This is a genomic window from Mesorhizobium koreense (assembly GCF_031656215.1).
Taxonomy (GTDB): domain Bacteria; phylum Pseudomonadota; class Alphaproteobacteria; order Rhizobiales; family Rhizobiaceae; genus Mesorhizobium_L; species Mesorhizobium_L koreense.
The window spans coordinates 2,130,648-2,150,667 of record NZ_CP134228.1; the positions used below are offsets into that span (position 1 = coordinate 2,130,648).

General features: G+C 64.1%; 22 protein-coding genes. All 22 read right to left on the reverse strand.

Annotation, left to right across the window (positions count from 1 at the left end; translation table 11 throughout):
* Nucleotide 1: 1 nt before the first annotated feature.
* The 22 genes from RBH77_RS10080 to flgF all read right to left on the reverse strand — a co-directional run bounded on the left by RBH77_RS10080 (nucleotide 2) and on the right by flgF (nucleotide 20,019).
* Nucleotides 2-1,270, reverse strand: coding sequence for a flagellar hook protein FlgE (locus RBH77_RS10080; protein ID WP_311031993.1), 1,269 nt, complete (start codon nucleotides 1,268-1,270; stop codon nucleotides 2-4).
* A 103-nt stretch (nucleotides 1,271-1,373) separates the two neighbouring features.
* On the reverse strand, nucleotides 1,374-2,042 hold the full coding sequence (locus RBH77_RS10085; RefSeq protein ID WP_311031994.1) for a response regulator transcription factor: 669 nt from the start codon (nucleotides 2,040-2,042) through the stop codon (nucleotides 1,374-1,376).
* 222 nt (nucleotides 2,043-2,264) lie between these two features.
* Nucleotides 2,265-2,864: a transglycosylase SLT domain-containing protein gene (locus tag RBH77_RS10090; RefSeq protein WP_311031995.1), complete on the reverse strand. Its 600-nt coding sequence runs from the start codon at nucleotides 2,862-2,864 to the stop codon at nucleotides 2,265-2,267.
* Entirely contained in the window at nucleotides 2,785-4,344 is a 1,560-nt protein-coding gene (gene fliK, locus RBH77_RS10095; RefSeq protein ID WP_311031996.1) for a flagellar hook-length control protein FliK, read from the reverse strand. The genes RBH77_RS10090 and fliK overlap by 80 nt, the downstream gene beginning before the upstream one ends.
* Nucleotides 4,344-5,612: a MotC family chemotaxis protein gene (locus tag RBH77_RS10100; RefSeq protein WP_311031997.1), complete on the reverse strand. Its 1,269-nt coding sequence runs from the start codon at nucleotides 5,610-5,612 to the stop codon at nucleotides 4,344-4,346. Before RBH77_RS10100 ends, fliK begins: the two co-directional genes overlap by 1 nt.
* Nucleotides 5,612-7,009: a MotB family protein gene (locus tag RBH77_RS10105; protein ID WP_311031999.1), complete on the reverse strand. Its 1,398-nt coding sequence runs from the start codon at nucleotides 7,007-7,009 to the stop codon at nucleotides 5,612-5,614. Before RBH77_RS10105 ends, RBH77_RS10100 begins: the two co-directional genes overlap by 1 nt.
* Entirely contained in the window at nucleotides 7,006-7,629 is a 624-nt protein-coding gene (locus RBH77_RS10110) for a hypothetical protein (RefSeq protein ID WP_311032000.1), read from the reverse strand. Before RBH77_RS10110 ends, RBH77_RS10105 begins: the two co-directional genes overlap by 4 nt.
* Nucleotides 7,629-9,263, reverse strand: a complete 1,635-nt coding sequence (gene fliF / locus RBH77_RS10115) for a flagellar basal-body MS-ring/collar protein FliF (RefSeq protein WP_311032001.1) — start codon at nucleotides 9,261-9,263, stop codon at nucleotides 7,629-7,631. The genes RBH77_RS10110 and fliF overlap by 1 nt, the downstream gene beginning before the upstream one ends.
* A 134-nt stretch (nucleotides 9,264-9,397) precedes the next feature.
* Nucleotides 9,398-10,735: a flagellin N-terminal helical domain-containing protein gene (locus RBH77_RS10120; RefSeq protein WP_311032003.1), complete on the reverse strand. Its 1,338-nt coding sequence runs from the start codon at nucleotides 10,733-10,735 to the stop codon at nucleotides 9,398-9,400.
* Between the two features lie 164 nt (nucleotides 10,736-10,899).
* Nucleotides 10,900-11,646 (reverse strand): flagellar type III secretion system pore protein FliP, encoded by a 747-nt coding sequence (fliP, locus tag RBH77_RS10125; protein WP_311032004.1) that lies wholly within the window; start codon nucleotides 11,644-11,646, stop codon nucleotides 10,900-10,902.
* Complete coding sequence (locus RBH77_RS10130; RefSeq protein WP_311032007.1) at nucleotides 11,643-12,176, reverse strand: flagellar basal body-associated FliL family protein; 534 nt, start codon at nucleotides 12,174-12,176, stop codon at nucleotides 11,643-11,645. Before RBH77_RS10130 ends, fliP begins: the two co-directional genes overlap by 4 nt.
* A gap of 9 nt (nucleotides 12,177-12,185) precedes the next feature.
* Complete coding sequence (flgH, locus tag RBH77_RS10135) at nucleotides 12,186-12,884, reverse strand: flagellar basal body L-ring protein FlgH (protein WP_311032008.1); 699 nt, start codon at nucleotides 12,882-12,884, stop codon at nucleotides 12,186-12,188.
* Nucleotides 12,881-13,330: a MotE family protein gene (locus RBH77_RS10140; protein ID WP_371832871.1), complete on the reverse strand. Its 450-nt coding sequence runs from the start codon at nucleotides 13,328-13,330 to the stop codon at nucleotides 12,881-12,883. Before RBH77_RS10140 ends, flgH begins: the two co-directional genes overlap by 4 nt.
* A gap of 227 nt (nucleotides 13,331-13,557) precedes the next feature.
* Nucleotides 13,558-14,778 carry a flagellar basal body P-ring protein FlgI gene (locus RBH77_RS10145; protein WP_311032010.1) on the reverse strand — a complete coding sequence of 407 codons (1,221 nt, stop codon included), beginning with the start codon at nucleotides 14,776-14,778 and terminating at the stop codon, nucleotides 13,558-13,560.
* The gene (gene flgA / locus RBH77_RS10150; RefSeq protein WP_311032012.1) at nucleotides 14,775-15,248 is read right to left on the reverse strand and encodes a flagellar basal body P-ring formation chaperone FlgA; all 474 of its coding nucleotides are present in this window, start codon (nucleotides 15,246-15,248) and stop codon (nucleotides 14,775-14,777) included. Before flgA ends, RBH77_RS10145 begins: the two co-directional genes overlap by 4 nt.
* A gap of 6 nt (nucleotides 15,249-15,254) precedes the next feature.
* The gene (gene flgG / locus RBH77_RS10155; protein WP_311032013.1) at nucleotides 15,255-16,049 is read right to left on the reverse strand and encodes a flagellar basal-body rod protein FlgG; all 795 of its coding nucleotides are present in this window, start codon (nucleotides 16,047-16,049) and stop codon (nucleotides 15,255-15,257) included.
* Nucleotides 16,050-16,059: 10 nt separating this feature from the next.
* On the reverse strand, nucleotides 16,060-16,374 hold the full coding sequence (gene fliE / locus RBH77_RS10160) for a flagellar hook-basal body complex protein FliE (protein ID WP_311032014.1): 315 nt from the start codon (nucleotides 16,372-16,374) through the stop codon (nucleotides 16,060-16,062).
* 2 nt (nucleotides 16,375-16,376) lie between these two features.
* On the reverse strand, nucleotides 16,377-16,790 hold the full coding sequence (gene flgC, locus RBH77_RS10165; RefSeq protein ID WP_311032015.1) for a flagellar basal body rod protein FlgC: 414 nt from the start codon (nucleotides 16,788-16,790) through the stop codon (nucleotides 16,377-16,379).
* A gap of 14 nt (nucleotides 16,791-16,804) precedes the next feature.
* On the reverse strand, nucleotides 16,805-17,191 hold the full coding sequence (gene flgB, locus RBH77_RS10170) for a flagellar basal body rod protein FlgB (protein ID WP_311032016.1): 387 nt from the start codon (nucleotides 17,189-17,191) through the stop codon (nucleotides 16,805-16,807).
* Nucleotides 17,192-17,255: 64 nt separating this feature from the next.
* Entirely contained in the window at nucleotides 17,256-17,900 is a 645-nt protein-coding gene (locus RBH77_RS10175) for a hypothetical protein (RefSeq protein ID WP_311032017.1), read from the reverse strand.
* Complete coding sequence (gene fliI / locus RBH77_RS10180) at nucleotides 17,893-19,281, reverse strand: flagellar protein export ATPase FliI (protein WP_311032018.1); 1,389 nt, start codon at nucleotides 19,279-19,281, stop codon at nucleotides 17,893-17,895. Before fliI ends, RBH77_RS10175 begins: the two co-directional genes overlap by 8 nt.
* A gap of 15 nt (nucleotides 19,282-19,296) precedes the next feature.
* Nucleotides 19,297-20,019 carry a flagellar basal-body rod protein FlgF gene (flgF, locus tag RBH77_RS10185; RefSeq protein ID WP_311032497.1) on the reverse strand — a complete coding sequence of 241 codons (723 nt, stop codon included), beginning with the start codon at nucleotides 20,017-20,019 and terminating at the stop codon, nucleotides 19,297-19,299.
* Nucleotide 20,020 lies beyond the last annotated feature (1 nt).

The window sequence follows — 20,020 nt, forward strand, 5'->3', positions numbered from 1 at the left end:
CCTAGCGCGCGAGGTTGACGAGCACGTCCATGAGGTCCGAGCCGGTCTGGAACACTTTCGAATTCGCCGTGTAGGTGCGCTGCGATTCGATCATGTCGGTCAGTTCCTGGGCGATATCGACGTTCGAGTTTTCCAAGGCGCCGGACTTGACCGTTCCGGCCTTGCCCTCGCCGGGAAAGCCTACCGTCGGATCGCCGGAATCGGCCGTTGCCGCGAAAACGTTGCCTGCGAGCACCTTCAGATTGTCCGGGCTTTCGACGGTGGCGAGCGGGATGCGGTAGAGCGCACGCAGCGATCCATCGTCATATTGCGCATAGACCGTTCCGTCGTCGGCGATCTGCACGTCCTGGATCGCGCTCGGCGGGTTGCCGTTTACCTTCGCGTCATAGACGCTGTAGCCCGTGCCGAACTGGGTCGACTGCGAAAGGTCGAGCGTGACGGTGCCGCCATTGGGGACGGGTACGTCAATGGTTGAGGCGCTGGCGGTTGTAAGTTGATTGGTCGTGGGATCGAAGGTTAGCGTCTGGGTCGCCAGAGGGGCCGAGCCAGCCGCTCCATAGGGAAAGCCGGAGCCCGCCGTCGCCTGTGACTGGTCGAATACGGCCACCTCCCAGGTATTGGCGCCGGTCTTGGTGAAATAGACGTCGAGCATTTGCTTGGAGCCCGCATTGTCGTAGGCGACCAGGGAAGATTTAGCGGTATAGGTGGCCGTGGTCGCATTCGCCGATGGCAGGTCTGCCGCTGTGACAATGTCCGCGTCAAGGGGGAGATTGGCGTAGAAATCGCCGGCCGAGGAAGGCGTGGCCGTCAAGCCGGTCTGTGAAACGGTCACCGGTTCCAGCCCGGCGAAACCGTTCGCGGTGACGGCTGGCGTTCCGTTGGCGAAGCTGTAGCCCAGAAGCGTGAAACCGGCGGCGTTGACCAGATGCCCCTGGTCGTCCGGCACGAAATTGCCGGCTCGCGTCATGTAGGGCGTGCCATTGGTGTCCGCGACGATGAAGAAGCCGTCGCCGTTGATCGCAAGGTCGGTCGGCGAGGTCGTATATTGGGGGATGCCCGCTTCCGAGATGGCGTACCTTGTCGTGGTGGTCACGCCGCCCGAATTGTAGTTGCCGGTCGAACCGGGGATGACCAGCGTGGAAAACTGCGTGCTCGCGCGCTTGTAGCCGGCAGTCGAGGAGTTGGCGATGTTGTCGGCGGTAGCCGACAACCGATTTGCCTGCGCGTTCATGCCGGAAACGCCGGTGCGCATCATGCCGTACAAACTCATGGCGTGGTCTCCTCGGTCTCATACCTTGGGGTTCTCATACCCTTGGCGAGGAGCGTAACGCCGCTGACTTGCGCGAGGCTGTTGTCATGCCCCGACGGGCGCATCAGTCGATCAGCCGGTAGCCGAGGAAGCGCTTGGAATCGATCGGGTCGAAGCCGAGCCGCTCGCGCAGTTTCTTGCGGAGTTTGCTGATATGGCTCTCCACGACGTTCTCCTCGACCTCCTCGTCGAAGATGCCGTAGATGGCGTTGAAGACCTGGGTCTTGGTTACGCGCCGGCCGCGGTTCGAGGCCAGGAATTCGAGGATGCGGCGCTCGCGGCGCGGCAGCGGGAACGGTTCGCCGCCGATCTCCGGGTCGCGCCCGTCCATGAAGATGCACATGTCGCCGATCTGGGTGTGGCTCGCCTCTTTCTGCACGCGGCGGCGGATCGCGGAGATGCGTGCCAGGATCTCACGGATATGGACCGGCTTGCGGATAACGTCGTCGACGCCCGATTCGAACCAGTGGAGCGTGCTTTCGAGCGAATGCTGTTCGCTGAGTGCGATCACCGGAGCATTGGTGCGGCCGCGAATCACGCTCGGCGAGACGAGGCTTTCCTCGCATTCGCCGATCAGGACGGCGCGTACCGATTCCAGGTCTTCGTCGGCCGCGCTCGATACCCATTCGCCGAATTCATCCGACCGGAAGCCGGCGCTTGCCACGCCTTCGCGGTCGAAAAGCGAATGATATCCTTCCTTTACGAGATCCCTCTCGTCAACGATCACGATCATCGGCCCGCCCTCCGAATCAATATTTTCAAAGCCCGGCGCAAGAGGTAGCGGTCGCCGGCGATGCCGGACACCCGTCATTTCTTGCGAGTCATTTCTTGGGAATCATCCAGCCCGCCAGGCTGTGCGACGCGACTCCCCAAACCCGGCACAAACGCTAGAGGAAGGTCCTTAACGAGACGTTAACCATAATTGCGGGCTTCGCGAGCGGGTGTGTGTGAGCAATCAGGGGTTGCAGAACCGTCGGGCGTTCGGGGTCCATTTGCCGAAGCCGGTGGCGACCATATTGGCGATGACCCGGCAGACGTAGAATTTCTGCGCGGGATCGTTGTCGGGGCCGGCATGGTAGCGGGCGACGGCCATGGACCAGCTTATATGACGGCTCTTCAGCTTGACGAGGAAGCGGGCCGCATAATCGACATTGAGGTGAGGGTCGAACATGTCGGATATGCTGGCGAAGTGGCTGCCGTGATAATACTGGTTGATCTGCATGCAGCCGAGGTCGATCAGCCTGGCGCCGCGGGTTTTGGCGTTGGCGAAGATGCGCAGCGCCTCGGCGCGGCTCGACGGGAACACCGCCTTGCCCTCGATGTTCATCGCGTTCGGCTGCAGGCTTCCTTTCTTGCCGGTTTCGGTAAGGCCGACGGCATAGAGGATGCCGACCGGAACGCCGTATTCGGAGGACGCCCGCAGGATCTCGGTCTCGCAGGGGTTGACCGAGGCCGATGCGCAGAACGTGCCGAAGCTAGATAAAAACGCCGCGCAGAGACAGACGATCAGCCGTCTCGCGAACCATGCCGATGCCGCGTTCCGATGCGTTCTCATATCCGTTCTCCGAGCCTTGCCGATGTCCGTTGCCCCCCGATTGCCCCGACATGGAGAAAGGCGAATCGCCCTGATTGGCGAAGCCGCCGGCCGAGCCGTCGCGCCCGGTTGCCTGACCTTGGGCCTGTCCTTGCCCTTGCTGGGGCTGACCCTGCGATTGGGTCTGCGGCTGTGCCGGTGCCTGGCGCACGCTCACTTTATCGACCTGAAAGCCAAGCGATTGCAGTGACTTGACGATATCGGAGCTGTCGTTGGAGAGGCGGCGGTGGGCCTCCGGTGTCTCGACCTGGATATCGATCGTCAGGCCGCTTCCGGCATATTTCAGGTGAGCCGTGACGGAGCCGAGTTCGACCGGCCGCAGCTGGATGCTGAGCGACTGGACGGGAAGCGCATTGGCCGGCGTTCCGGTCGCGAGGGCGGCCGCGGCGCTCGCCGTATAGCGGGCAAGCGCGCCGTTCTGTTGAAGCGCGCCGGCGAAAGATGTCGCGCTGCCGGAGGACGGAACCATCTGGGCCGTCGGCAGCGGGCCGGCGGCCGTATCGCCCTTGGCACCGGCAGCTGGCTGCGCGGTGTTTTGCGCCGCTTTGTTCGGTTGGCCATCGCCGCCCTGTCCGTCCGGATCGGCGCTGGCGTTGCCGGAATCCTGGCCGGTGGCTGCCTGCGGGATTTGCGCCACGGTGTCGGCTTGCGTAGTCGTGGCGGAAGTGGAGGCCGTGCCGCCTGCTCCCTGAGGAGAACCGCCCGGACCGCCTCCGTGCTGCGTGGCGGAGATCTTGGCCATGAGAGCGGCGGACACGCTGGCCGGAGCGGTGTTGCCGGTTTCCGCCGTGGTTGCTGCGATGACCGAAACGCCGTTCTGCGCCGGATTGGCGGTGGTCGGCACTGTTTGCACAGGTGCGGCCCCTCCCGTTCCGCCGTCCTTGCCCACCTGCGCCGCCAGACCCTGTATCGGGAACGTCGTTGCAGGCTGGGCGCCGCCGGGCTGAGCAAAGCCGGGCAGGGTCGAGCCGGCGGGATGGGGCGCCTGGACGGTGACGGTGGTTGGGATGGCCGGATCGGAACTGTCGGACGGCGTGCCGGCCGTGGCCGTATTATTCTTAGCCTCGGCTGCCGCGTCTGGGCCGGGCCATTGGCTGGCAAGCGTCCGTTCCGCCATCATATGCGGGGGGAGGGTGCTGCCGTCCGGGTCGCCCTTGCCCTTCTTTTTATCGCCGTCCTCGGCGCTGTCGTCCTTCGCGTGCTCGGGTTGGCCGATCTTGTCGTCCTTGTCGTTGTTGCGCGGAGCGGTCTCGTGGGCGCCATCGCTATCGTCTGCTGCATCGGCTTTTGTGGCCTTGCCCGGCGTCCTGTCGGCATGCGCGGGCGCTTTCGGCTTCTCGTGCAAGGCATGGGAGAAGCGGTCGTCGGACGCTGGCGGGGCCTTGCGAACGGCCGATGTGCCGGCAATAGGGAAGCTCGGCTGGATTGCGATGCCCGGCATCATTCGGTCTCCTTGAGCAGTTCGTCTATGGCGGCGAGTTTCCGTCGCGTATCGGTCACGATCTTTCGGGATGCTTCCATCGCGGTCGCATCGGGACCGGCCGGCGGAGCCGCCTGTTTGGTGGTGGCGAGGCCGGCAGGCATATCCTGATGGGACGGCGCGACCTTGGCCGTCGTGTTGTCGTCCTCCTCGACTTTCGCGGGAGCGGGCGGCACGTTTGGGATGGCGATCACCTTCTCGGCAACGGCGCGTGCCGCATCGAGCAATTGCTGGTCGCCTTCGCTCAAGCGGCTGCGGTCGATCGCCGCCAGTTGCGTGGCCACCGCTCCGGCCGAACCGGAGGCAACGGAAGCGATGCTGGAATAGAGCAGCACGCGCGGGTCGTTTGTTTTCGAACGTGGATCGTCGCGGGTTTCGGCCATCCGCGCCGCGAAGGCGGTGAGGTCGGTCAGGCCGTCTATCGCGCTTTTGCGGGCGAGGCGGAGATAGATGAACTTGCGCCGGTCGGCATCCATCTCGTTCAGCGTCGCGGCGACCTTGTCGAGATCGATCCCGTCATGCATGTCCACCACGCCGATGACGAAGGCGTCTGCGAACTGGCTGGCATAGGGCGAGTGCAGGAAACGGCGAACATATTGCTCGGAGTAGTCGAGGAAGAGAGCGGCGTCGCGCATCTTCAGCGCGATCATGATGGAGCGGCGGAGTGCTGCTTCCTCCACCAGTGATCCGGGTCCGAGCAGCCGCGCTTCATCGAACAGCTTGAGCGCGGCGGCGGAATCCTCGGCGGCCGCGACCGATCCCTTGATGAGCGCCAGATAGGCGCCGAGTTCGATCGGCTGGGTCAGCGGGTCGATGTCGTGCAGCGCCTTTTCCGCTTCCGCCGGGCGGCCGCGCACATAGCCGAGGATGCCGGCGCCGAGCGCCGCGCGGGGCGGTTTCAGGTCGAGGCGCGAGACGACGGTCTCAATCGTCGAGGGGTTGCCGCCCGAGATCGCATAGACGAGAAGCGCATCGAAATTACGCCGGTCATCGAAGCCCGCCGGCGGTGTCGCCAGGAATTTTGCGTCGATCATTTCGAGAAGTTTGCGCTGCATGGGAAGGGCGGCCTCGTCGCCGCTGGCGATGCGGTCCTGCACCAGCTCAAGCGAGCGCACCAGCCGATAGGGTTCGAGGTCGAATTTTTCCTGAGCTTCGGCGCGGCCGGAGAAGGGCATCGCAAGCAGGATCGCCACGGCGAGCGTTGCCGGATGTGCTCCCGGCCGCGACACTAGTTTGTCTCCAGCAGGATCTCGATGCGGCGGTTGGCATCCGCATAGGGGTCGTCCTTGACCTTCAGTTTGCGGTCGGCGAAGCCGGCGACTTCCATCACACGTTTCTCGTCCAGCCCGGCGCGCACCAGCATGTAGTAGGCGGTCTGGGCGCGTGCGGTGGAAAGCCGCCAATTGTCGTAGGTATCGCTCTTGAAAGGGCGCCCGTCGGTGTGGCCGTCGATGCGGATTTTGCCCTTATGCGTGCTCAGGATCTTCGAAATCTTTTCCATGGCGAGCACGGTGTCACGGTTCGGAACCGCCGAGCCGATCTCGAACATACCGAAATTCGACTGGTCGCTTACCGAGATGAGGACGCCCCTGTCGGTTTCCGTCACCGTCAGGCCCTTATAGACCGGGTCGTTGCTGCCGAAGCTGCCGGCAAGCTCGCCGCGGATGTCGGCGACGAGTTTGTCGTTTGCCGCCTTCGATGCCGCATCGGTCGCCTTTTCAGGCTTCTCGACTTCCCCGGCTGCCGGCTTCACCTCCGCGACCTTTGTACCTGCTTTGGCGGAGCCTGGCTCCGTGGCCGGGCCGTTCTGCGTGGCTTCCCTTCGGACGGCCGCCTTTTGTGCAGCTTCTGCGTTCTCCGACTTGATGGCTTCTTCGCGTCCGGCTTTGGCCTCGGCGTCTACCTTGGCCGCGGCTTCGGCGGCGGCGGTCATCCTGCTGGCCGTTTCCCGGCCCTTCTTCTCACCCTCGGCCGCGCCGCCGGCCCGCTCGCGTTTTTCGGCCGAGCCGGAACGGGCCGTTTCGGCGCTTTCCTTCGGCGCGTCGACCTGTTCCGACCAGAAATTCGGCGCAAACGGGTCGCGGTAGGTCTGGCCGCCCGACGCACCGGTGGACGGACCGGAATCCTGCGCGCCGCCGTCGCCCTTGGCGCTGGTGTTCTGCAGTGTGCCGGTTTCGCCGGCGATCTCGGCGAGCACGGAATAGGGGTCGGCAAACAGGTTCTTGTCGGAATGGCGACGGGTATCCGATTCGTCGAGCGAGTTCTCGCGCTTGGATGGTCCGGTCAGGGCATCGCGGGCCGAAGTGGGTTTATCAGTCTCGTGTGTATCCTTTTTGGGGGCCGTCTCCGGATCGCCCGGTGTCTTGGCCGGGTCGTCGAGGCCTTTGCGTGACGTGTTGCGGTCGACGAGCTTGACCGGATTGAAATAGCTGGCGAGTGCCGCCCTGGTCTGCTCGTTGGCCGCGTTGATCAGCCACATGACCAGAAAGAAACACATCATCGCCGTCATGAAATCGGCGAAGGCGATCTTCCAGACGCCGCCATGGTGGCCCTCGTCCTCGTCATATCCGCCGCGGCGGACTATGATGATCTCCTGATGTTTCAGGCCGTCGGCATCGAGGCTCATCCGAGGACCTCATTCACGGCCGCTTGCCATTCCGTCAGGCGCGTCTCGATCAGGCTGCCGTTCACGTCGATCGTCAGATCGAGGCCTTCCGCCTCCCGGTGACGGAGATGCTTCGATTTCTCGCCCAATCTTTCGGCCAGCGCGGAGAACAGCGATTGCGGACCGGTAACCCGGATCGTTACCGCGTCGGCGTCTTCCATCGCTTCGCCGATCGCGCCGGCGAGTTCGTCGATGCTGCGCTTCAGCACCTCCTCGCTTATGATCGGGCCGAGGATGCGCGCGACCGTGCCGGAGACGGTTTCGGTGACACGCGCCTCGATCCCGGTGAGCCCCGCCTCGATCCGGACGCCGGCTTCCTCGCCGTGACGCCGTTCGATTTCGGCGATTTCCGCGGCGTGGCTTTCGCGGATGGCGGTAAGCTCCGCCTCATGCGCGGCCGCAAGCCTTTCCGTCACCAGCTTTTCCGTCTGCGCCCGCTCTTCCGCGAGCAGTGCGTCTATATCGGGTTGGGGCGTGCCGGGCTTTGCTGGTGCTCCATCCCTTGGCGCGGCGGCGCGCGGCGGCTGCGGCGGACGTTTGCCGAAATCGGCCAGCATATCAACCAGCGCGTAACCGGCCATCAGGCGGCCTCCTGATGCGCCCATTTGCGCAGGATATGAGCGGTCCGCTCTTCATTGAGGTCGACCATGCGCGTCAGCCGTTCCTGCGGCGCGGGCCGGAGTTTCTGGCGTAGTTCGTCGATCGGATTGGATGGCGCCATGCCCGGACCGGTAAGAGCGCCGGCGGCGATCTGGGCCTCTCCGCCCGCGGCGGGAAGCGAGCGCTGCACCTCCTCGAAGCTTTGCGGCGCGCCCGGCGCCGGCTTGCCGAGGGCTGCGGCGAGTGGCTTCAGCCCGAACCACGTTACCAGGAAGGCGACCAGTACGAAAGCAGCCGCGTTGATGAGCGAGAAGACATGCTGGCCGAAGCGGTCCATGATGCCCGGCGCATCGGCCGGCGCGCCGTCGAGGCCATCCACGAATTCCACGGCTGCGATATCGATATTGTCGCCGCGCTTGTCGTCGAAGCCCGTGGCGGAGGCGACAACCTTCTTTATTTCGGCGATGCGGGCGTTGATCGCGTCATCCGTGGCGCCCTTGCCAAGGATATCGAGCAGCCGCTGGCGGTTGACGACGACGGCGATGGACAGTTTCGAGATGGAGAAGCCGTCACTCTTGGTGGCGATCTTCTTGGAGTTGATCTCGTAATTGGTCGTCTCTTCCCTACGGTCGCGGCTTTCGGTCGATTTCGGCCCTTCGGTCGCGGCTGTCGGCTGATCAGTCGGCAGGTTCTGCTCGACCGAGACCGGCGTCGATGCCTGCTGCCGGTTCGAGTTGTCGTTGGTGCGCACCGTCTGCACCGAGCGCTCGACGCGCGAATCCGGGTCGAAGATCGTCTCTTCTATCTGCTTCTGGTCGGTGTCTACGACGGCCTTGACGCTGGCGCGGAAATTTTCCGCACCGAGATAGGGGGCGAGCGCCCTGTTGATGTTGCTTTCGATCTCGCTTTCGACCGTCTGCTCGACGCCGAAAGCATGGTTGGCGGTGTTGTTGGCCGGATCGTCACCGGCGGCAAGCAGCGTGCCCATCGTGTCGAGCACGGTGACCTTGTCGGCGTTCAGCCCAGGCACGGCGGCGGCGACGAGGAAGCGGATGGACATGGCGGTGCGGCGCGCGTCGATGCCGGAGGTACGGATCATCACCGAGGCGGTCGGTTGCTGCTCCTCGCGGCGGAAATTGGCGCGTTCCGGCATGACGATGTGGACGCGCGCCGACTTGACGCCGTTGATCGACTGGATGGTGCGGGCGATCTCGCCTTCGAGCGCGCGAACGCGCGTCACCTGCTGCATGAAGGAGGTGAGGCCGAGCGATCCGACATTGTCGAACAGCTCATAGCCGGCGTTGGCGCTGGTCGGCAGACCCTTTTCGGCGAGAAGCATGCGCGCGCGCGCCGCCTTGCCGGCCGGCACCAGGATGGAAGTACCCTTGGCATCCACGTCGAAGGAGATACCCGCCTCGCCGAGAACGAGGCCGATCTGGTTCACATCCGAACGGTCGAGCCCGACATAGAGCGTCTCGTAGGCCGGTTTGTTGAGATAGTAGGAGGAGACGCCGATCGTCACCATGACAAGGACCGCGACGGCGGCGAGGATCGCGAGCCGCTTCGGCCCGAAACTCCGAAGATTTTCGACGACGTTCTGGAGTTGTTCAGGCACCGGCGCGAAGCTCCCGCAAATTACGCGATGCCGAACCTAGCCGCCGAAGCTTGTGCGAAAATGAAATCGGGCCGCGCTTTCGCGCGGCCCGCCCCGACCCGGTTTATTGGGCCCGTCCCCTGAAAGTTGTGCTCTTAACGGAAGAGCGAGAGGATCGACTGCGAGTTGGAGTTGGCGATCGACAGCGCCTGGATACCAAGCTGCTGCTGGGTCTGGAGCGCCTGCAGCCGGGTCGATTCCTGGCTCATGTCGGCGTCGACGAGAGCGCCCACGCCGCGATCCACCGCATCCATCAGGTTCTTGACGAAATCCTGCTGCATGTCGATGCGGCTCTTGACCGAGCCGAGGTTGGCGGCGGCCGTCGTCACCTTACCGGACATGGTTTCGATGGCGTTGGAATAGGCCTTCAGGTCGTCTGCGCTGGCGTTGGTGATGTCGATCTTCATGACATCGTAGAAATTGCCATTATTCGACGAAGCCGTGCCACTCGTCACGAGGCTGGCGTCCGTGCCTTTGAGCCCGGTGGTAATTGTCACCGTGCCGGCAGTGGTGCCGTCAACCTTAACTCCCGTAGCGCTGGCGGTTCCGGTGTTATTGACAGCATCGATGCCGGCGTTCTTCAGGGCCTGCACCATGACTTTTTCCATGTCGGCGCTGCTACCGACCTTGCCATCGCTGGTTCCGAGCGCCGTGTCGACGGTCGACCTGTCGATAGTGACATCCGTTGCATCGCCGCCATTGACGGCGAACTTGAAGGTGATGGCGTCGTCGTTATTGATCGTCATGGCGCCGTTGGTTGTGAAGTCGTAAGCGAAGGCGGTCGAAGCAGTGGTGCCTGTCGCGGCGTCGCCAGTGCCATCGGTGCCGGCGCTGTCCGCGACACCGCCGGTCGTCGTCAGCGCTTGACCCTTCTCCAGGATGCCCGAGGCATTTGCGTTGGCATCGAACAGCGAGACGCCGGTGATGTTGACATCGATCGTGCTGATCGAGACCTGGTTGTCGGACGAGCGGTTGAACGAAGAGACGACCGACTGTGTCGCATTGTAGCTCGATGAGCTCGAATCAACGGAAAGCCAGTTGTTGCCGGAGAAGCTCGCCGAACTCGCGTAGGTCTGCAACTGCTTCTGCAACTCGGAGATATCGGACTGGATCTTCGACTTGTCGACGCCCGGCTGCGAAGCCGAAACCAACTTCGTCTTGATCTGATCGAGAACGTCCTTGACCGAGTCCATCGCGGTATAAGCGACGTCCACTGTAGCGGCGCCGAGGCCGAGCGCGTCCTGAACCGTGGAGAGCGCCTTGTTGTCGGAGCGCATGGTCGTCGCGATCGACCAGTAAGCGGCGTTGTCGCTTGCGGTAGCGACCTTGTAGCCGGTCGAAATACGGTTTTCGGTCTGGTCCAGGGACTTGTTGGTCATCTGGAGGGTCTTGAGCGCCGTCATCGCCGACGCGTTGGTCATGAGACTGGACATTAGAATCCGCCCTTTATGTATGCCTGATTTTTGGAATACCGGGTCGGGCCGGTATGACGGAACGGCATCATGCCCATCGTCCTTTTCGCGGACGACCCGTCATGGAAGTCATGCTTCCTTATGCGCCGGAATTTCCTACCAAACAGATAATATGGCAACGGCTTTCATGAGAAGGAGCGCACCAGGCTCCCGACGAGCAGGTTCCAGCCGTCGATCAGGACGAAGAACATGATCTTGAAGGGAAGGGAAATCACCGTCGGCGGCAGCATCATCATGCCCATCGACATGGTGATGGTGGCGACGACGAGATCGATGACGAGGAAGGGCAACACGATCAGAAAGCCGATCTCGAAGCCGCGGCGGATCTCGGAAATCATGAAGGCGGGGATCAGAATGCGCAGGTCGACCGTGTCGCGCGAGGCCACCGGTTCGCCGCGTTCGCGGGCAAGGTCGGCGAAGAGGTCGTAATCCTTCGGACGCACGTTCCTCAGCATGAAGACGCGGAAGGGTTGGGAGATACGCTGAAGCGCCACCTGCTCGGTGATCTGGTTGTCCATGAGCGGCTTCACGCCTGTGTTCCACGCCTGATTGAAGGCCGGCGTCATGACGTAAAAGGTCATGAACAGCGCGAGTGACACGAGCACGATATTGGCCGGCGTCGTCTGCAATCCCATGCCGGAGCGCAGGATCGAGAACGCGATGATGAAGCGCGTGAAGCTCGTCACCATGATGAGGATGCCGGGCGCGAGGGACAATATCGTCAACAACCCGAAGAGCTGGACGATGGTGCCGGCATTGGTACCGGTCATCTGGCCGGCGAGCGAGCCGAGGTCGATCTGCTGAGCATGCGCGATCGTGGCCGGCACAAGCAGCGCCGGCGCGGCAAGGAGGAGGGCGCGGGGCGTTCTCATTCGAACAGAAGCGTCCGGATCAGTATTTTCTTGACGCGCCCGTGGCTGCGGATGCGGGCGCGTTCCTCCAGATCCTCCTTCAGATGCTGGAAGCCGCTGGCGCCCTCGACCTGCGGCAGCTTCACCGTGCGCATGAACGCGAGGAAGTCCTGGTGGATGTCTTCGGCGACGGCCGTATCCGGGTCGCCGTCGAAGACCAGTGAAAGCTCCATGCGCACCCAGACATCGCTCGGCGCGGCGAGGTTGGTGGTGATCGCCTCGATCGGCTGCACGCCGAGCTCATCGCCTTCTTTCACCGACTTGCCGTCCTTGCGGGTCGTCGCCTTGTCCGTCGTCTTCACATGCGCCTTGTCGATGCGCGTGGGTTTTTCTGCCTTTTGCGGCCCGGCGTCGCGGGTCGTGTTCAGATAGCCGCCGGAAAACCAGCCCATGCCGATCGCAGCCGCCGTCATGACAAGCAGGACGGCAATCTGGACCACGAGCGACGGGCCCTTCTTCTCCGGTGCTTCCTGCTGCTCGATGACCGCCATGGCGCAACCTCAGATCGGAGACAGGCGGTCGACGAGCTGCTGGCCCCAGGAAGGCTGCTGGACGTCGCTCAGCCGGCCGCGCCCGCCATAGGAGATGCGGGCTTCGGCGATACGCTCATAGGAGATGGTGTTGTTGCCGTTGATGTCGGCCGGGCGCACGATGCCGGCGATGGTCAGGACGCGCAGTTCGTCGTTGACGCGGACTTCCTGCTGGCCGCTGATGACGAGGTTGCCGTTCGGCAGCACCCTCGTCACGACGGCGGCGACGGAAAGCTTGATGTCTTCCGACCGTGTCGTGTGGCCCTGGCCGTTGAACTGGCTGTCGCCATTGGCCGAGAGATCACCGGATCCTTTCGAGCCCGTGCCGTTGAGGTCGAAGGCGCCGCTCAGGCCCCATGTGCGCTTGCCGGTGCGGCTGGTGTCGTTCTCGTTCTTGAGCTTTGCCTTGTCGTTGATGGAGATCAGAACGGTGAGGATATCGCCGACTTTCAGGGCGCGAGGATCGGTAAAGAGACGGCTTTGCCCGTCGTTCCATAGAGAGAAGCGCTTGACCGCGGGAGGCGGCGCTTCAGGATAGGTCTCGGCATATTGTGTCGCGGTTCCTAGCCCGGCGCCGACCGGCGACAATTTCGGAGCGACGCCGATCTCGGGCGACATGCAGGCCGAGAGGGTGGAACAGGCCGCAAGGAGTACGAGCAGGCGTTTCATGAAGGATCCGTTTTGCGGGCGGCGGCGGCCATGATGCGGGTGAGGTTGGCGGCGACCTTGGCATCCATTTCGCTGAGGATGAGGCTCGACTGTTTCGGCTCGAGCTTCATCAGGATCGCCGCGGCCAGGTCAGGCGGCATGTCGGTAAGCTGGGGCGCGGCGCCGTCTGGCTTCATCTTCGAATAGATCTCGACGACACCGTCGGTGGCCTTGGCGACGAAATCGTCGCGGCGCTTCAGCCAGCCCTCGTATTCAGCGCGCTTTTCTTCGAGAAGCTTGATGCGTTTGTCGATATCGGACTGAAGGTCGACAAGCTGCTGGCGTTGCAGCGCATAACGTCGGTCGCGCGCTGGGTCCTGGATGTTCGTGCAGAAGCGCTCGATCTCATCGCCGGATGCGCTCGCCGGCAATGTTTCTGCCGGGCCGGCGAAGGAGGGGAATGAAATAAAGCACAAGACCGAAGCGGCGAGCGCGGCACGTACGATACCCCCAACCTTAACCCCTCCCCACAAGGGGGAGGGGGACTTTGCTCGGACTCCGCATAGCGAAAATTTTGGCGATTTTAATTGGGAAGGCGATGCTGGTGTCTCCCTTCCCCCCTTTGGCCCACTTGTGGGGAGGGGACAGGGGTGGGGGTATAGGGCCGCCCGAACGGAGAGAAAATCGGCTGCCATCACTGCACCACCAGTTCGGCCTGGAGCGCGCCGGCCGACTTGATGCCTTGCAAAATGGCGATGATGTCGGTCGGCTTGGCGCCGATACGGTTGAGGCCGGCGACGAGAGTCTGCAAATCAGGACCGTCGAGCACCGCGACGCGACCGCCGGGCTGTGTCGCTTCGATATTGGTGCTCGGCTCGACGGCGGTGACGCCCTTCGAGAAAGGTTCCGGCTGGACCACACGCGGCTGCTCGGTCACGCGCACCGTCATGGTGCCGTGGCTGATGGCGACGCGCGATATCTTGACGTCCTGGCCTATCACGATGGTGCCGGTCCGCTCGTCGATCACAACACGCGCCGGCGATTCCGCTTCCACCGGCAGGTTTTCCAGTTCTGCGTAGAAGCGCGCGGTGCTGATGCGCGGAGGCTTGTCGATCAGGACGGTGCGCGAATCCTGCTCGTGCGCGAGCCGCTTGCCGAACCGCCGCTTCGTATAGGCATTGATGGCGTCGGCGACCCTGACGGCGGTCGAGAAATCTGGGTTGATGAGTTGCAGCGTCAGCTTCGGCGTCGAATTGAAGTCGGCGGTGACTTCGCGTTCGACGATGGCGCCGTTGGCGACCCGGCCGGCGGTCGGAACGCCCTGGGTGAGCGTCTCGGCCTGCCCCTGCGCGGCGAAGCCGGAAACCGAGACGGAGCCCTGCGCTACTGCGTAGATCTGGCCGTCCGCCGCCTTCAGCGGCGTCATGACGAGCGTGCCGCCGTTGAGCGAGGTGGCATCGCCAAGCGATGAGACGTTGACGTCGATGCGTGCGCCCGACTGCACGAAGGGCGGCAGGTTGGCCGTGACGATGACGGCCGCCACGTTCTTGGCGCGGGCTTGCCCGCCTTCCGTGGCAATGCCGAGATTCTCCAGCATGGCGCGGATCGATTGCTCGGTGAAAGGTGAATTGCGCAAGCTGTCGCCGGTGCCCTGCAGGCCGATGACGAGGCCGTAGCCGATCAACTGGTTGTCGCGCGTGCTCTGCAGTTCAGCGATATCCTTGATGCGCGCCACGACCCCGGCGTTGATCGCTGCGGGCAGGTAGCCGGCATTGCCTGCTCCCTCTCCGTCTCCGTTTGCGGGCGAAGCCGAGGCTGGTACGTAGGGTACGCCGTTGTCGAGGTCCGCCGCGATGGTGGGTGCGGCAGCGAGCACCAGCGCAAGCGACACCGGCAGGAGCAGGCTTCGCTTCATGATGCGCCGACCCGGATGGTGCCGTCGGCCATGACGATGCCGGAGAAGACGCGGCCGCTGTCCATGTTGCGGACCTTGATGACGTCGCCGGCGGAGCCCGGCTCCAGCGTCACCGCCGTGGCGGTGATGACGAGGCCGTCACCGGCAAAAAGCACGCGCACCGGCGCCCCCTGCTCGACCGTATAGGCGTCGCGGACGGCGCTGAGGGGGATGTAGTGGCCTGGAAGAAGCGTCCGCCGCGTCAGCTTTCCGTCGACCTGCTCGATGCGGGTGGCGACGGTTCTGAGATCGCGGTTGTGGTTCGTGACCGTGACGACCTGAAGGTCGCCGGCCGATACTTCCTGGCCGGGATAGACGACGTGCCGGGTAACCACCGCAACGTCCTCCGCGCGAACGGGCAGGGCAAGCGCGACGAGCGCCGCCAGGCCGCCGGCCAGGCGCAGGAAAGCGATCTTCCGGCGAGGCGTCATGCCGCGTCAGCCCATGTTCTTGGAGACGACCTGCGCCATCTCGTCGGCAGCCTGGATCACCTTCGAGTTCATCTCATAGGCGCGCTGGGCCGAGATCATCTCTGTGATTTCCTTCACCGGATCGACGTTGGAACTTTCCAGATACCCCTGCTCGATGGTGGCGAAGCCGACATCGCCCGGAACGCCGACGGTTGGCGCGCCGGAAGCGTCGGTCTCCTGGAAGAGATTGCCGCCGAGCGGCTGCAAGCCCGCCTCGTTGACGAAATTGGCGAGCTGGAGCTGGCCAATGCTCTGCAGCGCCGTCTGCCCGCTGATCTGGGCGAAGACCTGTCCGGTCTTGTTGACGATGACGTCGATGGCGTCCGCCGGCACGGTGATTGCCGGGATGACCGGGTTGCCGTCCATGGTCACCAACTGGCCGTCGGCGTTGGTGTTGAAGGCGCCGTCGCGCGTGTAGAGTGTCTGGCCGTCCGGCATCTGGACCTGGAACCAGCCGCGGCCGGGGTTGGTCAGCGCCAGGTCGAACTTGTTGCCGGTGCTGGTCAGTTCACCCTGGATGTGGAGGTTGCGGATCGCCGCCAGCTTGACGCCGAGGCCGATCGACGCCCCTTCCGGCACGATGTTCTGGTTGGCCCGGTTGGGGACGCCCGGCAGCCGTTCGGTCTGGTAGAGCAGGTCGGTGAACTCGGCCCGCGCCCGCTTGTAGCCGGTCGTGTTGATGTTGGCGATATTGTTGGCGATGACTTCCAGATTGGTCTGCTGGGCGTTCATGCCGGTCGCGGCGATTTCAAGCGCTCTCACTTCACTCTCCTCAGATCGACATGCGGCTGACGTCGAGATAGGCGGCGACGATCTTGTCGCGGATGGCGATGGCCGCGGAGAGCGTCTCCTGCGCGTTCAGCACCGCGTCGACGACCTCGCGCGTGTCGGCCTTGCCCTGCAGGGCGTCGATGGATACGGCCTGCGCATGTTGGAGGCTGCCGACGGCGTTGCCGGCGGCGTTCGCCAGCGCACTCTCGAAGGTTTGAGCGACGCCGCCCGCGGCACCCGCCGCGCCGCTGGCCGCACCGGCCGTCCCGACCGTCCCGCTTCCGATGGATCCGACGAGGCTCAAAGGGTTGATCATCGTCAGCTCCGCATCAGGTCGATGGTCATGGAGATCAGGTCACGGGCCTGCTTGATGACCTGGAGGTTGGCCTCGTAGCCGCGATTGGCCTCGCGCATGTCGGCCATCTCGACCAGTACGTTGACGTTCGGCATCTTGACGTAGCCCTTGCCGTCGGCAGCGACGTTGCCGGGTTGGTATTCGACCGGGAAGGCTGAAGGGTCGCGTGCTATGTCCGCCACCTCGACTGTCGAGGCGCCGCTCACGCGGTCGAGTTCGGCGGAGAATGTGATGGTCTTGCGACGGTAGGGATCGCTTCCCGCCGTGCGACCGGTCGATTGCGAATTGGCGAGGTTCTCCGAAACGACGCGCAGCCGCTCCGACTGGGCGGTCATGCCCGAAGCGGCGACTTTCATGGCGGCTGTCAAAGGATCCATGGCTCAGACTTTCGTCATGTCCCCTTCGTCGTCATCGTCATCATCTGGTGGAAGGCCCTGACGATGGCGGTGTTGAGTTCGAAGGAGCGGCGCACATCGGCGGCCTTCAGCAATTCGTCCTCGAGTTGCACGCTGTTGCCGGAGGGAACGAGTTCCGTGCGGTCGTCGTCCTGGCGCAGCGCCACCATTTCGGCGGAAGGCTTGTTCGTGCCGAAATGCCCCGGCTGCGTGGCCTTCATCGTCACCTGCGTGTCGTCGAGCACGGCGGAGAAAGGCTTCACGTCAACGCCGTGATAACCGGGTGTGTTCACATTCGCGACATTGCCGGCAATCACCGACTGGCGCACGGCAAGCCAGCGGGCCTGCTGCGCGGCAAGATCGAAAAGATTGACAGGCTGCATTCCAGGAATCCCACTTCGGACGAACCAGAATTATCCGGCCAGTCTTGCGTGGGCCTTGCGCGGGCTATTTCCTGAGCGGCACCACGTCCTTGGCTGTCGTCACCAGCACCCAGTTTCCGGCGCGCTTCTCGATGGCGGCCACGCGACTGTCATTAGGGAGAGGCGAGCCGACCTGAACCATCCAGATGCCGTCGGCGTCCTCGATCATGGCGCGGCCGTTGGCGACCTCGATCAAATTGAATTCCGGCTCTTTGGGCGTGTCGCCCGGAAAGGGCTGGTCTTTCTCGTCCGTGGCCGGCTGCTTCGTACCCGGTTCAGGCACTGTCCCGGTCGGGAAGATGTCGAGCGCGGCCTGGCTGGTCTCGGGCAGCTTCATCGTATCCGCGATTCCGATCGGACGTGAATTGGAAGAAGCGGAATGGGCGGCCTGTGGGTTGCCGCTGAAATGATAGCCTTCGAGTTTGAATTTCTCCGGATTCATGAAGATGTACCAGGGAAAGAGCGCGCAGATGAGGCCAAGCGCGATACCGAGGCCGCCGATGACCGTGTCCGAGGATATCTTCGGCGCTTTCGGCACGAGCTTCGGCGGCTCAGGGACCTTGTTGCGCAGCCGCTCTTTCCAGTCGGACTTCGGCGGTGGAGGCGGGTCGTATCGCGGGCCCGGCAATTCGCCTTCCGGCGTTCTCAGATCTGCGAATTTCTTAGCCATCCGCCTTTTCCCTGCCCTTCAGATGGCGCGCGAGATCGCCGAACGGATCGCGCGAAGGCCGGTCCTTTGGCGACTGGCCGAGCGCTTCGTAAAGCTGCGGCACCTGGCGCACCGCGATGTCGAGCTCAGCGTCGGCGCCGGGCTGATAGGCGCCGAGCAGGCGGATGTCGCGCGTATCCTCGAAGCGCGAGATCATGGCGCGAAGCCGCATGACGAGACCCTTCTGGTCGTCCGCCCACGCTTTGCCTGCAAGGCGCGAGATCGAGGCGAGCGGGTTCACCGGCGGATAACGCCCCTGTTCGGCGATGGCGCGGTCGAGCACTACATGGCCGTCAAGGATGCCGCGGACGCTGTCGGCGATGGGGTCGTTGTGGTCGTCGCCGTCCACCAGCACGGAAAGGATGGCGGTGATGGAACCGGCGCCCTCGACACCAGGGCCGGCGCGTTCAAGGAGTTTCGGCAGATCGGTGAAGACGGAAGCGGGGTAGCCGCGCGCCACCGGCGGCTCGCCGGTGCCGGTAGCGACCTCGCGCAGCGCGTGGGCGAAGCGGGTGATGGAATCGAGGATGAGCAGCACCCTGTCGCCCGAAGCGCGGAAAGTTTCTGCGATCCGCATCGCCGTTCCCGGCGCATGCTTGCGCATCATGGCGCTTTCGTCGCTGGTGGCCACCACCGCAACGGTCTTGACCATGGCGCGCGGGCCGATCGTATCCTCGAGGAATTCGCGCACCTCGCGGCCACGCTCGCCGACCAGCGCGACGACGACCGTATCGAAGGCATCGGCTGCCGCGAGCATCGCAAGCAGGGTCGATTTGCCGACACCTGAACCGGCGAAGATGCCGAGCCGCTGGCCGTAGCAGAGCGGCGTGAAGATATCGATCACCCGGACGCCGGTGACGAAGGGGGTGCCGACGCGCTGGCGGCCGAGCGCGGGTGGCGTTTTCAGGGCGTCCGGGTCGTGCCGTTCGCCGGCAATCAGTGGTCCTTTCTTGTCGATTGCGCGGCCTAGCGCATCGACGGCGCGGCCACGCCACGAACGCGACGGTGCGATATCGAACGGTCCGCGATCGAAAACGGTATCGCCTACGCCGGCGTCCGCCGCCACCTCGAACGGCGCCACGACGATGTCGCTGGCATCGATCTGGACGATTTCGCCCATCCGCCTTCCGGCGCGCGAGCGCAGTTCGACGACATCGCCGAGACGCGCCGCGCCGGAAAGGCCGTGCACGCGGAAATGGGTCGGCGAGACCTCGGTGACGCGGCCGCCATGAGCGACGAGCGGACGGCCGGTGACGAATTCGTTGAACGTGCGCTCCAGCGCCGCGAGCGCATTGGGCGGCTCCGGCTGCGCGACCGTGAGGGAGGTCCCACCGCTTTCCATGTCAGGCTGGCGCTATCATGTCGAGCCGAGTGTCTTGATGGCGTCGTCCAGCGTCGCCTCGGATTTGCTTACCAGCGAGGCGGTGTCCTCGAAGGTGCGCTGCACCATGATAAGCCTCGCCATCTCGCGCATAGGATCGACGTTGGACTGCTCCAGAAAGCCCTGCTCGACTCCGACCGTCGCATCATCGACCACCGGCGTAGGCCGGCTGGTGGGGATCACGCCGGAATTGCCGAAGCGCTGGAAGTTCGGGCCCGAATCGAAGGTGAAGAGGCCGAGCGCGGCGGCGAGCTTGCCGTTCTGCCTCAACGTGCCGTCCTTGCCGGCGACCGGCGGGCCGTCGTTGGGGTTGAGCTGGATCGGGGCTCCGCCGGCATCGAGCACGGCGTAGCCTTCATGCGTGACCAGTTCTCCGGCGGGACTCATCGTGAAACGGCCATCGCGGGTCATGACGGTGCCGGCGGGCGTTGCGATGCCGAACCAGGCATCGCCCTGGACCGCGAAATCGTACGGGTCCCCGGTCCGGGTCAGCCCGCCGGCCTTGCCGGAGAGGAAGTTCGTGCCGGAAGAAGCAAAATCGACCGATTTGTCGCCCGCCCCGGTCACCACGTCCTCGAACTTTATGCCGGTCGCGCGGAAGCCCACCGTATTGGCGTTGGCGACATTGTCGGCGATGGTTTCGAGCCGCTTCTGCAACGCCATCTGTGCCGAGAGCGAAACGTAGAGTCCGGTCGGGATG